Origin of the sequence: Pusillimonas sp. SM2304 (assembly GCF_031628915.1) — a bacterium.
Lineage (GTDB): Bacteria > Pseudomonadota > Gammaproteobacteria > Burkholderiales > Burkholderiaceae_B > Pusillimonas_C.
In genome coordinates, this window is record NZ_JAVLUJ010000003.1 from 488,778 (window position 1) to 504,341 (window position 15,564).

The following is a 15,564-nucleotide window of genomic DNA, read 5'->3' on the forward strand; positions in this document are numbered from 1 at the left end:
AACCAAAGCATCTCACCAAAGCATCTCTTAAGAACCAAAGCATCCGTTAAGTACAACAGCACCCCTCAAGAACAAAAGCACCAATCAAGCCCCCTATCCATCAAGCAAAGACAAACCCGCCCCCGTATCAACGTCCAAAGCGCGGTTTCTACCCCCCACATCAAATCAAGGGCGTATAGTAATCAGAGCCAACTTCAGGAGCCCTCGCCATGCGGTCAGCCACACGCCCCGAATGGGATCAAGCCATGGTCGACATCGTCGACTACGTCCAGCAGTATGAAATCACCTCCGCGCTTGCCTACGACACCGCCCGGAACTGCCTGATCGACACACTGGGATGCGGCCTCGAGGCCCTGGAATACCCCGCCTGCACCAAACTGATGGGGCCCGTCGTGCCCGGCACCGTCGTCCCCAACGGCGCCAAAGTCCCCGGCACCCAGTTTCAGCTCGACCCCGTCCAGGCCGCCTTCAACATCGGCGCCATGATCCGCTGGCTCGACTTCAACGACACCTGGCTGGCGGCGGAATGGGGCCATCCGTCCGATAACCTGGGCGCCATCCTGGCCACGGCCGACTGGCTTTCGCGCAGCGCCGTGGCGGTGGGCAAGCCAGCCCTGACGATGCGCGACGCCCTGACCGCCATGATCAAGGCGCACGAAATCCAGGGCTGCATCGCGCTTGAAAACTCATTCAACAAAGTCGGCCTGGACCACGTCGTCCTGGTCAAGGTCGCGTCGACCGCCGTGGTCGCGCACATGCTGGGCCTGAACCGCGATGAAATCCTGAACGCCGTGTCGCTGGCCTGGGTCGACGGCCAAAGCCTGCGCACCTATCGCCATGCGCCCAACGCCGGCAGCCGGAAAAGCTGGGCCGCCGGAGACGCCACCAGCCGGGCCGTGCGCCTGGCCCTGATCGCCAGGACCGGCGAAATGGGGTATCCGTCCGCCCTGTCCGCCCCCACCTGGGGCTTTTATGATGTCCTGTTCAAAGGACAGCCCTTCCGTTTCCAGCGCCCCTACGGCAGCTATGTCATGGAAAATGTGCTGTTCAAGATTTCCTATCCAGCCGAGTTCCACGCGCAAACCGCCGTGGAATGCGCCATGGACCTGCACCGGAAGCTGGCCCTGGCCGGCAAAAGCAGCGCCGACATCCGGAAAGTCACCATCCGCACGCATGAAGCCTGCATCCGCATCATCGACAAGACCGGGCCGCTGAACAACCCGGCCGACCGCGACCACTGCATCCAGTATATGGTGGCGGTGCCCTTGATCTTCGGCCGCCTGACAGCGGCCGATTACGAGGACGGCATCGCCGCCGACCCGCGGATCGACGCCCTGCGGGGCAAGATCGTGTGCGTTGAAGACCCCGCCTTTACCGCCCGCTATCACGACCCGGATCAGCGGTCGATCGCCAATGCGCTGACCGTGGAATTGAATGACGGCACTGTGCTGGATGAGGTCGTATGCGAGTATCCCATTGGGCACAAGCGCCGCCGCGACGAAGGGATTCCGCTGCTGGAAGCCAAGGTCCGCATCAATCTGGCGCGCCGCTTTCCGGCCAGGCAGCAGCAGCGCATTCTGGATGCGTCCCTGGACCAGGAAGCGCTGGAACGCATGCCGGTGCACGAGTATGTTGATTTGTACGTCATCTAGCCCGGCCCGGCTTGTTTCCCCGCCTTGCCGGGCCGCCGCGGGCTCGCCATCACAGTATCGGTACAATTGCCTATGCGCCCCTGCGCTTGCGCAAGGGGCATCTGTTTGATGGCTTAGCTGAATCAGCCCCCTGACCGGCATGCCCGCCACGCTCATCCACTTTCCGACATGTTTGAAAACTTCGCCTTTTACGTCCTGCCGTTTGCCTTTACCTTGCTGGTTGCCTGCGCCCTGACCTCGCTGATCTCGGGCGGCGTATTGCTGCTTTTTCGCCTGCGCGTCACCAATCAGACCTTGCGGCATCCCTATCTGGACAAATTCCCCTGGGAACGTTTTCCGCTGACCATCAAGGCGGCCATTTTGCTGGATTACTTCCTGCGCTTGTGCTTTCCCAAATCAAAATTCTGGATTATTGGCGACGCCAACCTGCGGCTGGCCCATGTACAGCCCGCTGACGTCTCCATTCATATCAAGTGGCCGCTGGTCGGGTTCTGGGGCGGCTGCTTTGTCGGCCTGGTCGCCATGCTGACCCTGTGGACAATGATCCTGCTTACAATGACTTGAGCGGGCGTTCCACCGACGGCCCCCTTCCTGATCAACCCAAGGCCTGCCCGCCGGGGCCGGCCCTTTATGGAGCTTTTACGATATGAGCCGCGCTGTACAACATCATCAAGCCGCCCAGCGTTTCGAATGGACGGAAGACGGCATCCTCAGCGAGCTGGATTACGAACTCCAGAACGGCGTCATGTCCATCCTGCATACGGGCGTGCCGGAGGCGGTGGGCGGACGCGGCATTGCGGCGGATCTAGCCAAGGCGGCGCTCGATACGGCTCGGGAACAGGGTTGGCTGGTCCGCCCGGTATGCTCTTATGTGGCGGCCTACATCAAAAAACACCCGGAATATCAGGCATTGCTGGCCTGATCCCCTTCCGCAGCGCCGGATTTTTCCCGTTTCCAGCCCGACTTTCCCCTGAATGCGACACTGCGCCGCCTCAAGTCTTATATAAGATATAAGACATTTGCCTCCAGCCCGGCTTCCTCTTACAATTAGGGGGTTATCTCATTCCCAACTCTCTTAGAATCAAGGGCATGCACCATGCTGGAAAATTATCGCCAACACGTTGCCGAACGCGCCGCGTTGGGCATACCTCCCCTTGCGCTGTCCGCGCAACAAACCGCTGACCTCATCGAACTGCTCAAATCGCCGCCGGCCGGCGAAGAAGCCTTTCTGGTCGAACTGATCACGCATCGCGTGCCCGCCGGCGTCGACGACGCCGCCAAAGTCAAGGCCTCTTACCTGGCGGCCATCGCGCTGGGCAAGGAAACCTGTTCCCTGATCGATCGCAAGCACGCCACCGAACTGCTGGGCACCATGCTGGGCGGCTACAACATCAGCCCGCTGATTGATCTGCTCGACAATGACGAGCTGGCGCCCGTGGCGGCCGAAGGCCTGAAGAAAACCCTGCTGGTGTTCGATGCTTTCCACGACATCAAGGAAAAAGCCGACAAGGGCAACAAGCATGCCCAGGGCATTCTGCAAAGCTGGGCCGACGCCGAGTGGTTCACCAGCCGCCCCGAAGTCCCGGAAAGCCTGACCATCACCGTATTCAAGGTGCCCGGCGAAACCAATACCGACGATCTGTCGCCCGCTCCCGACGCCACCACCCGCCCCGACATTCCAATGCATGCCCTGGCCATGCTCAAGAACCGGCGCGAAGGCGCGGCTTTCCAGCCCGAAGAAGACGGCAAGCGCGGCCCGGTCAAGTTCATCGAGTCGCTGAAGGAAAAAGGCCACCTGGTCGCCTATGTGGGCGATGTGGTCGGCACGGGTTCCTCGCGCAAATCGGCCACCAACTCGGTCTTGTGGTTCACCGGCGAAGACATCCCCTTCGTCCCCAACAAGCGCTTCGGCGGCGTTTGCCTGGGCAGCAAGATTGCGCCGATTTTCTACAACACCATGGAAGACGCTGGCGCACTGCCTATCGAACTCGATGTCTCGAACATGGAAATGGGCGATGTCGTCGAACTGCGCCCCTACGAAGGCAAGGCCTTGAAGAACGGCGAAGTCATTGCCGAGTTCCAGGTCAAGTCCGACGTCCTGTTTGACGAAGTCCGCGCCGGCGGCCGCATTCCGCTGATCATTGGCCGCGGCCTGACCGCCAAGGCCCGCGAAGCGCTCGGCCTGCCCGTCTCGACCCTGTTCCGCCTGCCGCAAAACCCGGTCGATTCCGGCAAGGGTTTTTCGCTGGCCCAGAAAATGGTCGGCCGCGCCTGCGGCCTGCCTGAAGGCCAGGGCGTGCGCGCCGGCACCTACTGCGAGCCCAAGATGACCTCGGTCGGCAGCCAGGACACCACCGGCCCCATGACCCGCGACGAACTCAAAGACCTGGCTTGCCTGGGCTTTTCGGCCGATCTGGTCATGCAGTCGTTCTGCCATACCGCCGCCTATCCCAAGCCCGTCGACGTCAAGACCCACCACGAATTGCCGGCCTTCATCAGCACGCGCGGCGGCGTCTCGCTGCGCCCCGGCGACGGCATCATCCACTCGTGGCTGAACCGCATGCTCTTGCCCGACACCGTCGGCACGGGCGGCGACTCGCACACCCGCTTTCCCATCGGCATCAGCTTCCCCGCCGGCTCGGGCCTGGTGGCGTTTGCCGCCGCCACCGGCGTCATGCCGCTGGACATGCCTGAATCCGTGCTGGTCCGCTTCAAGGGCACGATGCAGCCCGGCGTCACCCTGCGCGACCTGGTCAACGCCATTCCGCTGTATGCGATCAAGCAAGGCTTGCTCACCGTCGCCAAGCAAGGCAAGAAGAACATCTTCTCGGGCCGCATCCTGGAAATCGAAGGCCTGCCCGACCTGAAGATCGAACAGGCTTTCGAACTGACCGACGCATCGGCAGAACGCTCGGCCGCCGGTTGCACCGTGCGCCTGAACAAAGAGCCCATCATCGAATACATCAACAGCAACATCACGCTGCTGAAATGGATGATCGCCAATGGCTATGAAGACGAGCGTACGCTGGGCCGCCGCATCAAGGCCATGCAGGCCTGGCTCGAGAACCCGCAACTGATCGAGCCCGATGACGATGCCGAATACGCCGCCGTCATCGAAATCGACCTGGCCGACGTGCACGAGCCCATCGTGGCATGCCCCAACGATCCCGACGATGTGAAAACGCTGTCCGATGTGTCGGGCACGGTCATCGACGAAGTCTTCATCGGCAGCTGCATGACCAATATCGGCCACTTCCGCGCCGCATCCAAGCTGCTGGAAGGCAAGCGCGACATTCCCACCAAGCTTTGGGTGGCGCCGCCGACCAAGATGGACCAGAAGCAACTGACCGAGGAAGGCCACTACGGCGTCCTGGGCGGCGCAGGCGCCCGCATGGAAATGCCGGGCTGCTCGCTGTGCATGGGCAACCAGGCCCAGGTACGCGAAGGCGCCACGGTCATGTCCACCAGCACGCGCAATTTCCCGAACCGGCTTGGCAAGAACTCGAATGTGTTCCTGGGCTCGGCTGAACTGGCCGCCATCTGCTCGCGCCTGGGCCGGATTCCGACCCGCGAGGAATACATGGCCGACATGGGCGTCCTGAACGAAAACAGCGGCCAGATCTACCGCTACATGAACTTCGACCAGATCGAGGATTTCCAGGAAATCGCCGACTCGGTCAGCGTCTAAGCCTTTACCGGCCCCCGGCGGCAAGAAGCCCTTGATGCCTATCTGCATCAGGGGCTTTTTTTCACCCCAAATCGGGCGCGAAGAGGCCTAAAATAAACAGGCATCAAATCCCCCCCCACTACATCCCGGAGCTCTCATGGCGCACAATACGTTCAACAGCTTGCAAAAGTTCAAGATCGGGCGGAAAACAGCCCAGTTCCATTCCCTGCCCGCGCTCGGAAAATCACTGGGCATCGACATCCATCGGCTGCCTGTATCGATTCGTATTGTGCTGGAATCGGTCCTGCGTAATTGCGACGGCAAGAAAATAACCGAGACGCACGTCAGGCAACTGGCCGGCTGGAAGCCGCGCGCCAAGCGCAGCACCGAAATTCCCTTCGTCGTGGCCCGGGTCGTGCTGCAGGATTTCACCGGCGTGCCGCTGCTGGCCGATGTGGCCGCCATGCGTTCGGTCGCCGCGAAAATGGGCAAGGACCCCAAGCGGATCGAACCCCTGGTGCCCGTGGACCTGGTGGTGGATCACTCGGTCATGATCGATTATTTCGGCACCAAAGAAGCGCTGGATCTGAACATGCAACTGGAGTTCAAGCGCAACCGCGAGCGCTACCAGTTCATGAAGTGGGGCATGCAGGCCTTCGATACCTTCGGTGTCGTGCCTCCGGGATTCGGCATTGTGCACCAGGTCAACCTGGAGCACCTGGCCCGCGGCGTGCATGTCAACGCCAAAGACAATGTCTATTACCCCGACACGCTGGTTGGCACCGACAGCCACACCACCATGATCAACGGCATCGGCGTGGTCGGCTGGGGCGTGGGCGGCATCGAGGCCGAGGCTGGCATGCTGGGCCAGCCTGTGTACATTTTGACGCCCGACGTGGTGGGCGTCGAACTCAAGGGCGAACTGCTTGGCGGCGTCACCGCCACCGACCTGGTCCTGACCATTACCGAGCTGCTGCGCAAGCACAAGGTCGTGGGCAAGTTCGTGGAGTTCTGTGGCCCGGGCACATCGAGCCTGTCGGTCACCGACCGCGCAACCATCGGCAACATGGCGCCTGAATACGGCGCGACCATGGGGTTTTTCCCGGTCGACGACCGCACCATCGAATATTTCAAGGGAACAGGCCGCACGCAAGAAGAGATCGAGGCCTTTCAGGCGTATTTCAAGGCGCAGGGCATGTATGGGGTGCCCAAGGCAAAAGACATCGCCTACACCCAACTCATCACCCTGGACCTGTCCACGGTCACGCCCTCGCTGGCCGGCCCCAAGCGCCCGCAAGACCGCATCGAACTGGGCGACGTCAAGAACACCTTTGCCCGCCTGTATTCCGAACAGTCCGCCAGCGGCTTCAACCAGCCGCCCGAAAGACTGCATCAAGTGTTCACCACCAGCGCCGGCACGCAAGTCAAGAACGGCGACATCCTGATCGCGGCCATTACCTCGTGCACCAACACCTCCAACCCCAGCGTGCTGCTGGCGGCAGGGCTGATGGCCAAGAAGGCCGTGGAAGCCGGCATGACGGTGCCCAAGCATATCAAGACCTCGTTGGCCCCGGGCTCGCGCGTGGTCACCAACTACCTGACCAAGACAGGCCTGCTGCCCTACCTTGAAAAGCTGGGCTTCGACATTGCCGCCTACGGCTGTACCACGTGCATCGGCAACGCGGGCGACCTGGCTGCCGACTTGAACGAAGCCATCACCCAGAACGGCCTGGTGTGCTCAGCCGTGCTGTCGGGCAACCGCAACTTCGAGGCGCGCATCCACCCGAACATCAAGGCCAACTTCCTGGCCTCGCCCCCCCTGGTCGTCGCCTATGCGCTGGCTGGCACCGTCCTGCGCGATCTGATGACGGAACCGGTGGGCCGGGGCAAGCACGGCGATGTATGGCTGGGCGATATCTGGCCCACCAACGCCGAGGTCCAGGCACTGATGGCGCAAGCCATGGACCCAGCCGTTTTCCGCAGCAATTACGCGGAAATCAAATCCAACCCCGGCGACCTCTGGAGCAATATCCTGGGGGTCGAAGGCGATACCTACAACTGGCCCGAATCCACCTATATCGCCGAACCGCCCTTCTTCGACGGCTTCGGCATGCAGCCCGCCGCCATGCCGCCAGTGCGGGGCGCCCGCGCCCTGGCCCTGTTTGGCGACTCGGTCACGACCGACCACATCTCTCCGGCCGGCTCCATCAAGGAAAGCTCCCCGGCGGGCGAATGGCTCAAGGCGCACGGCGTCATGAAGCAGGATTTCAACAGCTATGGATCGCGGCGCGGCAACCACGAAATCATGATGCGCGGCACCTTCGCCAATGTGCGCATCAAGAACCTGATGATTCCGGCCCTGCCCGACGGCAGCCGCTACGAAGGCGGAGAAACATTGTATCAACCGACCGGCGAGCGCCTGTCCATCTACGATGCCGCCATGAAATACGTGGCGGCGGGCGTGCCGACCGTCGTCTTTGCGGGCGAAGAATACGGCACCGGCTCGTCGCGCGACTGGGCGGCCAAAGGCACCCAACTGCTGGGCGTCAAGGCCGTGGCGGCCCGAAGCTTCGAGCGTATCCACCGCAGCAATCTGGTCGGCATGGGGGTGCTGCCTTTGCAGTTCAAGGATGGCGACAGCATCCAGAGCCTGGGCATCACCGGGCAGGAAACCTTCGATATCACCGGTATCGAACACGGCATCGCACCGCAGCAGGACGTCACGCTGACCATACGCCGCCAGGACGGCACAAGCCAGCAGGTCAGCATGCTGCTGCGCATCGATACCGCAACCGAAGTCGACTACTATCTGCACGGAGGCATACTTCCTTACGTCCTGCGCGAATTGCTCGCGGCCTGACCCCAGGGCTAAAGCGTTACACTAGGCAGATTATCCGCTTTACTTTGTATGCGTCATATGTCTGCTACTTCGCCGTCCCGTTTGTCCCGCGACGCCCAGCGTCTTCTGAATCTGACAGAAGCGCTGGCGCGCTCGGGCAGCCGACTCGAGGATATCTACTGGGAAGGCCTGCTGGGCGCCCAGCTGAATAAATTATTGCTGGCCAAGAAGAACAAAACGGTCGAAACGGCCCTGGATCATCTGCTGGCAAGCGATATCAACGCTTACGAGATACTGGTCGAACAGGCTGAAACGCTGTCCGAATCCACGACCCTTGCCCATGCGGGCGCCGAATACGACGCCCTGCTGTTCTCGGCGCCCATCGTCGCCTGGACCCGTTATCAGTTGCCCAGCGGCGACCTCACGCCCGACCAGCTTGCCGCGCTGGCGGCGCAGGTTCAGGCCTGCATCTCGGCGCCCGACGCCCAGCTTGCCTTCATTCCCAAACTGGTCAATTTCGACCAGATGCCGCAAACCTTTCAGGAAACGCGGGCCTGGACCCAAGGCCTGGCGCAACAGGCGCTGGGCATCTCGGCCGAGCAGCATTTCCTGCATGCGCAGGACAATCCCGAGGGCTTGCTGGCCGATGCGCGCTTCGTCGTGGGCGTGGTGGTGGTGCCCAAAGGACAGGCGCTGTTCCGCTGGCAACTCAAGCAAGACGCAAACACCTTCGTTTCCCGGCAGCAATGCCACAGCGATTGGGCGGAAGGCGGGGCGGCCATCCTGTCCTCCCAGTTCACCGGCTGCCATGTCGAATTCCTTCAGCCCGACGCCTATTACGTCAATAGCCGCGAGGCGGACCGGCGTATACGCCCTCTGGCCCTCAAGGCGGCCGTGACCTGGCTGCAAACCGCCGCCGGCCTGTCGGGCGGCGACCTGCGCGCCGTCATCGCCGGTTGCGGGGACGCCGCCATCGAGGAATACCGCATCGGCTTCAGCACCCGCCAGGGCAATGAGGTCATCTATGGCTGCATCTGGCCCGTCCTGAGCAAGGAAGAAGCCGCCTCCGACGGCCTGGAAGCGGGCCACGTCGACGTGCCGGATGAAATCGCCGCGCTGCTCAAGGAGATGGGCGTGTCCGATGTCCGGCGCCTGCCGGGCATTTATCCGCCTGAATTCTGCGACGACTGCGGCGCGCCCTACTTTCCGAACCCCATCGGTGAAATGCTGCACCCCGAACTGCCTGAAGAAACAGATCTCACCCCCCTGCATTTCCACTGAATGAGCAGGCTTTCCTTCGATATTTTCTGCCGGGTCGTCGACAACTTCGGCGATATCGGCGTGTGCTGGCGGCTGGCCAGACAGTTGGCGGGCATGCCCGAGCAATACGCCGTTCGCCTATGGGTCGATGACCTGAACAGTTTTGCCCGCATTGAACCCCGGCTCGGCGGCGTGATTCCGGGCGCCTTGCTGGACGGTGTCGATATCGTGCACTGGACTGCGCCGGCCCCCGACCTGGCGCCGCATGCCGTGGTCATCGAGGCGTTTGCCTGCAATCCGCCCCCGCCCTTTATCGCCCGCATGCGCCAACGCGACAGCGTGTGGATCAACCTTGAATATCTCAGCGCCGAGCGCTGGGTGGCATCCTGCCATGCCATGCCGTCCAAACAGGCGAACGGACTGCGCAAGGCATTCTTCTTTCCGGGGTTCACCCCGGATACCGGCGGGCTGCTGCGCGAGCCCGGCCTGCTGTCCCGCCGCGATGCCTGGCTGGCCGACCCCTTATGCCGGACGCGCTTGCTGCGCAAGATCGGTGTGCCCGACGCCCATATCGCATCCCTCGGGGAAGGCGCAAGACAGGTTCTTTTGTTCAGCTACCCGGATGCGCCGGCGGACAGCCTGATCGACGCCCTGGCCGCCCAGGTGGAGCCCGCGGTCATTCTGGCGCCCGCCGGTGTCTGCCCCGGCCTGAGCCGAGGGCAGCATGGCCCCGTTTACGTTCACGACATGCCATTCGTCGATCAAGCCGATTTCGACCGGCTGCTCTGGAGCAGCGACCTGAACTGCGTGCGGGGCGAGGACTCGCTGGTGCGCGCATTGTGGGCCGGCAAGCCGCTGCTGTGGCATATCTACCCGCAGGACGATGACGCCCACATGGCCAAGCTTGACGCCTGGCTGGCCTTGTCCCCCTTCCCGCCGTCCATCAGCGCGCTGATGACCGCATGGAATCGCGGCGAGCGGGATCAGTGCCGCACGCTGCTGAAGCAGGCGCTGCCCCCCGCCGCCTGGGCGCCCTGGCGCACGGCTTGCGCAAGCTGGAGCCGGCAGTTGTCGCAACAGCAGGATCTGGCCAGCGCGCTGACCCGTTTTTGCCTGGAACTGCAGAAATCCTGATTCAGATCAGGATGAAAGACCGCCCTGGCCATGGTTTCAAAAGCGCTTTGGCGGCGAAACGGTTAAAATACTTGGTTTAGTAAGACATGCTCCGGCCCGGCTAGTCGCATCTGGCGGAGCACTTGACCCCCCCGGAGTTTTTAAATCTATGAAAACCGCACAAGAACTGCGCGTTGGCAACGTCGTGATGGTCGGCAGCGACCCCCTCGTCGTCCAGAAAGCTGAATACAACAAATCGGGCCGCAACTCGGCCGTCGTCAAGCTCAAATTCAAGAACCTGCTGACCGCCTCGGGCAGCGAATCGGTTTACAAGGCCGACGAAAAATTCGAAGTCGTCGTGCTTGAAAACAGGGAATGCACCTACTCGTACTATGCCGACCCCATGTATGTGTTCATGGACGAAGAGTACAACCAGTACGAAGTCGAAGCCGAAAGCATGGGCGATGCGCTGAACTACCTGGAAGAAGGCATGACCGTGGAAGTCGTGTTCTACGACGGCCGCGCCATCTCGGTATCGCTGCCCACCATTGTTGTGCGCGAAATCGTCTACACCGAACCCGCCGTCAAGGGCGATACCTCGGGCAAAGTGCTCAAGCCCGCCAAGACCAACACGGGCATGGAAGTCGCCGTTCCCCTGTTCTGCAACATCGGCGATAAAATCGAAATCGACACCCGCACGGGCGAATACCGCAGCCGGGTAATGTAAAAAAAGCGGCCCAAGCCGCTTTTTTTATGCCCGGCATGTTTTATGCAGGGTAATCGCCTTGCGATTATTGCAAGCGCTCGTCATCCAGGAAGTCGGGGATGGGCATGACGCCTATGCCGTCACGGATGAGTTCCTCGCGCTCTTGCGGGGTGGCCGTTCCGCGTATGGCGCGTTCCTCGGCTTCGCCCTCGTGCATGCGGCGCGCTTCGTCGGCGAAACGCACGCCCACGTTTTCAGTATTGCGTATCATCTGCCGGATGTGCCGCAGGGCTTCAGCTTGCATCTGGGCAACCCGCCCCGCATCGGACGCAGCCGTGGCCGCGCTGGGCTGGGCCGCCTGGGCCTGTTCCTGCGCCTTGATGTGGCTGACATTCAGCCGGGGCGCCGACAGCTTCTTGCTGACTTGATGACTATTGCACACAGGGCAGCTCAACAGGCCGCGGGCCTGCTGGGATTCGTAGTTGTCAGCCGAACCGAACCAGCCCTCAAAGACGTGATTCTGCTCGCACTGAAGATCGAAGACTTTTAATGCCATAACTTCCATATGCGGGCGCCTGGCCCAAATTCAAGTCGCAACGCGCCGGGACGTAGATGGCCGCGCTGAGACCTTGATGGTCATTATAGGCGGGGAAAGGTGTTGGTCAGTATTGGCAAGGAAAGGCCGGTGTGAAAGAGGCTGTTCCGGCTTCGCGCGCTACGACCCCGGCTGCGCCGGGGTTGCCCGTTTTAGCCCTGCCAATCGGCGCGGGCGTGGAACTCGCCCGAATGGACAGCCACTGGCTGTCCATCAGCCCGGGCTCGAACAGCCACGCCCTTGCATCGCCGATTGACAGGGCTAAAACGGCGTGCGCGAGGCGCCTTCACAGCCTCTTTCACACCGGCCTTTCTACGCATACGTTTACCTGTCGCGTCGGCCTGTCTATCCACACGTTTACCTGTCGCGTCGGCCTGTCTACTCACTCGCTTGCCTCTGCCGCATCGGCCTTTTGTTTGCCTGCCGCATCAGCCTTCCCACCCCCAACCTTGCCTGCCGCACTGGCCTTTTCAGGCGCAAACCCTTGTCTATAAACGAGGCACCGCCGCCAGCAAGCGCGCGGTCTCTGGCTCGCTGGGGGCCGTCAGCACGGCCTCGGCCTCGCCCGATTCGATGATTCTGCCTTCATGCATGATGGCGATACGGTCGGACAAATATTCGACCACCCCGAAATTGTGAGTGATGAAGAGATAAGCGATGTTGAAATCGGCCTGCAAAGTCTGCAGCAGGTCCAGTATCTGCGCCTGCACCGACACGTCCAGCGCGGAGGTGGGTTCGTCGCAGACCAGCACGGCGGGCTCGACCGCCAGCGCCCGGGCAATGGCGATGCGCTGGCGCTGGCCGCCGGAGAACTCGTGCGGGTAGCGGTCTATGGTGTTGCCGGGCAGGCCCACGCGGTCGAGCAGCTCACGGATCTGGGCCAAGCGCTGCGTCCGGGATCGGTCCGGACGCAGCGCCGCAATGCCTTCGTCCAGTATTTCGCCCACCAGCATCCGGGGGTCCAGCGAGGCATAAGGGTCCTGGAATACGATCTGTATGGACTGGCGCAGCCGCTGCAGGCGTTTGCCGCGCGCATCCAACAGGCTTTCGCCGTTCAGGCTGGCGTGGCCTTCCACCACGGCCTGTTTGTCGAGCAGGCGCAGCAAAGCCTTGGCCGTCGTGGTCTTGCCGCAGCCCGACTCGCCCAGCAGGGCCAGGGTTTCGCCGGCGCGCAAATCAAAGCTGACATCCTTGACGATGTTGATCAGTGATCCGCCGCGCTGCCACCACCCCTGCTTCCTGGCATACGCCACCGAGAGGTTGCGTACGCTCAACAAGGGTGCGTCGCCCGGCGCTACCGGCTGCCTGGCCGGATGCGCCCCCGAACGGGCGTCGGCCGGCGTATTGCCGTCCGCATGGCTGCCTCTGGGGCCTGACAAGGCCTGCCCCCGTTTGGCGAAGGTGGGAATGGCCGCCAGCAACTGGCGCGCGTAGGGGTGGCGCGGCGAGGCGAAAAAACTGGCGGCATCCACCGTTTCTACAATTTCCCCCGCGCGCATGAGCGCCACGTAGTCGGCCACGTTCTTGACCACGGCCAGATCGTGCGTGATCAACATAATGGCCAGGCCCATTTCTTTCTGGATGTCTGCCAGCAGATTCAGAATCTGGGCCTGCACGGTCACGTCCAGGGCGGTCGTGGGTTCATCGGCGATCAGCAGTCGGGGCTCCGCCGCCAGGGCGATGGCGATCATGATGCGCTGTTTCTGGCCGCCCGAGAACTGGAAGGGATAGTCATTCAGGCGTTTTTCGGCATCGGGTATGCCGACGCGCGCCAGCCACCAGGCGGCCCGCTCGGTCAGGGCCTTGCCCCGGTACGTGGTATGCGTGCGCAGGGTTTCAAGCAGCTGCTGCCCTATCGTCATCACGGGGTTCAGGCTGGTGGAAGGCTCCTGGAAGATGATACCGATCTGCCCACCCCGCACCCGGCGCATGCCCTGCTCGGACAGGCTGTTCAGCTCGACCTGCCCCAGGTGAATGCGGCCTGCGGCAATCCGGCCCGCCTCGGGCAACAAGCGCAGCAAGGCCAGCGCGGTCATGCTTTTGCCGCAGCCCGATTCGCCCACCAACGCAAAGGTCTGCCCGCGCGCAATGGCAAGCGCCAGCGACTTGACGGCCTGCGTGGTGCCGGCCTCGCCGGCAATCTGGACCGAAAGATCGCGAACGGACAAAACGGGCCCGCCATCGTCCGGCATGAAAGGTTGCGGCAGGTTTGCGGACTGATTCATGGGCGGGCTTCCTTCATGGCCTGCTCCGCCGCCGGGACCGGCCCGGGGCCGGGGCGACCATGAACGGCAGCCGGGCGCTGCGGCCTGAAGCGCCGCATGCGCGGATCGAAGGCGTCTTGCACCGCATCGGCGAAGATATTGGCCGACAGCACCAGCGCCAGCAAGAACAGGAAGGCCCCTAGCAGGTTCCACCAGATCATCGGGTCGCGCGACATCTCGAGCCGCGCCGCGTCGATCATGGTGCCGAAAGAAGGCGTGCTGGGGTCCACCCCGATTCCCAAATAGGACAGCACGGCCTCGTACAGGACCAGGCTGGAAAACTCCAGCACCAGCGTGATCAGCACAATATGCATCAGATTGGGCAACAGATGCCGGCGCATGATGCGCCAGTGCCCAATGCCGAACGCGCGCGCGGCCTGCACGTATTCCAGTTCGCGCAGCTTGAGCGCCTCGGCCCGCAGCAGGCGGCACAGCCCGGCCCATCCGGTCAGCCCAAGGATCAGGCAGAGCAGGAACAGGCGCAGGTCGGCCCGCGCGGCCACCGTGTCGAACATGCCGGGATTGTTGTCGATATACACCTGCATCATCAATACGCAGGCGGCAATCAGCAACACGCCCGGGATGGAAGTCAGGGTGGTATAGATGTACTGGATCACGTCGTCGACCCGGCCCTTGAAATAGCCCGCGGCGATACCGAAGATCAGTGCCGGAGGCAGCATGGCGACCGTGGTCAGCGTGCCGATGACCAGCGCCGTGCGTATGCTTTTCAGGCATTGCCACAAGACATCGTTGCCGGTCCGGTCCGTACCCAGCACGTGGTAGTCGGCCCCCAGGGACAGCGCAGCCGACGCCAGCAGCAAGATCAGGCTCAGGGTCACCCACATGGGGCGCCAGGGGATGCCGGACTCATTGCGCCACCAGGCCCGCCAGGCCAGGCCCAGCGTGTCGCGCCGCCGCCAATGGGACAAGGTCAGCACGGCGGCGGCCAGCAGGGACGCGGCCAGGCCCGCTGCCACCCCTTGCAGCAGGCGGCCAACGACATCGGCGCGGTGGCCGGCCTCGTCGTCCAGCAATCGGCCCGCATGCTTGAGGCGCGGAAAATCCCGGACCGGCTCCCCATCGATGATTTCGGTTTCCTTGGTAAATTGCCGGATGGCCAGCGGCGCCGAATAGGTGTTCTCGCGCTGGGCCAGCTGCGTCAGCGACAGCAGGTCGTCCAGCGCCGAACGCAGGACGGGCGAGTAGATGGGGCCGGCCTTCTGCGCCGCAGCGCCACTGCCCGCCACGGGTGGCAGCAAGGGGCGGTAGTGCACCGAATCAAGCACCCCCAGCACCACAAAGCAGGCCAGCACCACCGCCGCGCACATCGCCGACGGCGTCTGGCCGACGCTGCGCCAGGCGGACCGCAGCGATACGCTGCGGCTGGCCCGGACGGCATAAACGGCCACCGCCAGCACCAGGCAGAAAACAAAAATATCGGTCCACAGGAAGACGAATTTTGGCATGG

Annotated in this window: 11 protein-coding genes; 8 read left to right on the plus strand and 3 right to left on the minus strand. The window is 62.7% G+C overall.

Going from position 1 to position 15,564, the window contains the following annotated elements; translation table 11 throughout:
* The first annotated feature begins 209 nt into the window (after window positions 1-209).
* The 8 genes from RE432_RS17145 (at window position 210) to efp (ending at window position 11,258) form a co-directional block, all read left to right on the plus strand.
* On the plus strand, window positions 210-1,652 hold the full coding sequence (locus tag RE432_RS17145) for a bifunctional 2-methylcitrate dehydratase/aconitate hydratase (RefSeq protein ID WP_310934751.1): 1,443 nt from the start codon (window positions 210-212) through the stop codon (window positions 1,650-1,652).
* Between the two features lie 168 nt (window positions 1,653-1,820).
* Window positions 1,821-2,216: a hypothetical protein gene (locus tag RE432_RS17150; protein WP_310934752.1), complete on the plus strand. Its 396-nt coding sequence runs from the start codon at window positions 1,821-1,823 to the stop codon at window positions 2,214-2,216.
* 82 nt (window positions 2,217-2,298) lie between these two features.
* A complete protein-coding gene (locus RE432_RS17155) occupies window positions 2,299-2,574 on the plus strand; it encodes a GNAT family N-acetyltransferase (RefSeq protein ID WP_310934753.1) in 276 nt (91 codons plus the stop codon).
* Window positions 2,575-2,748: 174 nt separating this feature from the next.
* Window positions 2,749-5,340: a bifunctional aconitate hydratase 2/2-methylisocitrate dehydratase gene (acnB, locus tag RE432_RS17160; protein ID WP_310934754.1), complete on the plus strand. Its 2,592-nt coding sequence runs from the start codon at window positions 2,749-2,751 to the stop codon at window positions 5,338-5,340.
* Between the two features lie 136 nt (window positions 5,341-5,476).
* Entirely contained in the window at window positions 5,477-8,179 is a 2,703-nt protein-coding gene (gene acnA, locus RE432_RS17165; RefSeq protein WP_310934755.1) for an aconitate hydratase AcnA, read from the plus strand.
* A 57-nt stretch (window positions 8,180-8,236) separates the two neighbouring features.
* The gene (locus tag RE432_RS17170; protein WP_310934756.1) at window positions 8,237-9,439 is read left to right on the plus strand and encodes a DUF2863 family protein; all 1,203 of its coding nucleotides are present in this window, start codon (window positions 8,237-8,239) and stop codon (window positions 9,437-9,439) included.
* Complete coding sequence (gene earP / locus RE432_RS17175; protein WP_310934757.1) at window positions 9,440-10,552, plus strand: elongation factor P maturation arginine rhamnosyltransferase EarP; 1,113 nt, start codon at window positions 9,440-9,442, stop codon at window positions 10,550-10,552. It abuts the gene before it with no gap.
* Between the two features lie 148 nt (window positions 10,553-10,700).
* Window positions 10,701-11,258, plus strand: a complete 558-nt coding sequence (gene efp, locus RE432_RS17180) for an elongation factor P (protein ID WP_310934758.1) — start codon at window positions 10,701-10,703, stop codon at window positions 11,256-11,258.
* A gap of 64 nt (window positions 11,259-11,322) precedes the next feature.
* On the opposite strand, the gene RE432_RS17185 is transcribed toward efp, so the two are convergent.
* From RE432_RS17185 to RE432_RS17195, 3 genes are all read right to left on the minus strand, one after another.
* Entirely contained in the window at window positions 11,323-11,793 is a 471-nt protein-coding gene (locus RE432_RS17185) for a DUF1178 family protein (RefSeq protein ID WP_310935211.1), read from the minus strand.
* 527 nt (window positions 11,794-12,320) lie between these two features.
* Entirely contained in the window at window positions 12,321-14,057 is a 1,737-nt protein-coding gene (locus tag RE432_RS17190; protein ID WP_310934759.1) for a dipeptide ABC transporter ATP-binding protein, read from the minus strand.
* Window positions 14,054-15,562: an ABC transporter permease gene (locus tag RE432_RS17195; RefSeq protein WP_310934760.1), complete on the minus strand. Its 1,509-nt coding sequence runs from the start codon at window positions 15,560-15,562 to the stop codon at window positions 14,054-14,056. The genes RE432_RS17190 and RE432_RS17195 overlap by 4 nt, the downstream gene beginning before the upstream one ends.
* Window positions 15,563-15,564 lie beyond the last annotated feature (2 nt).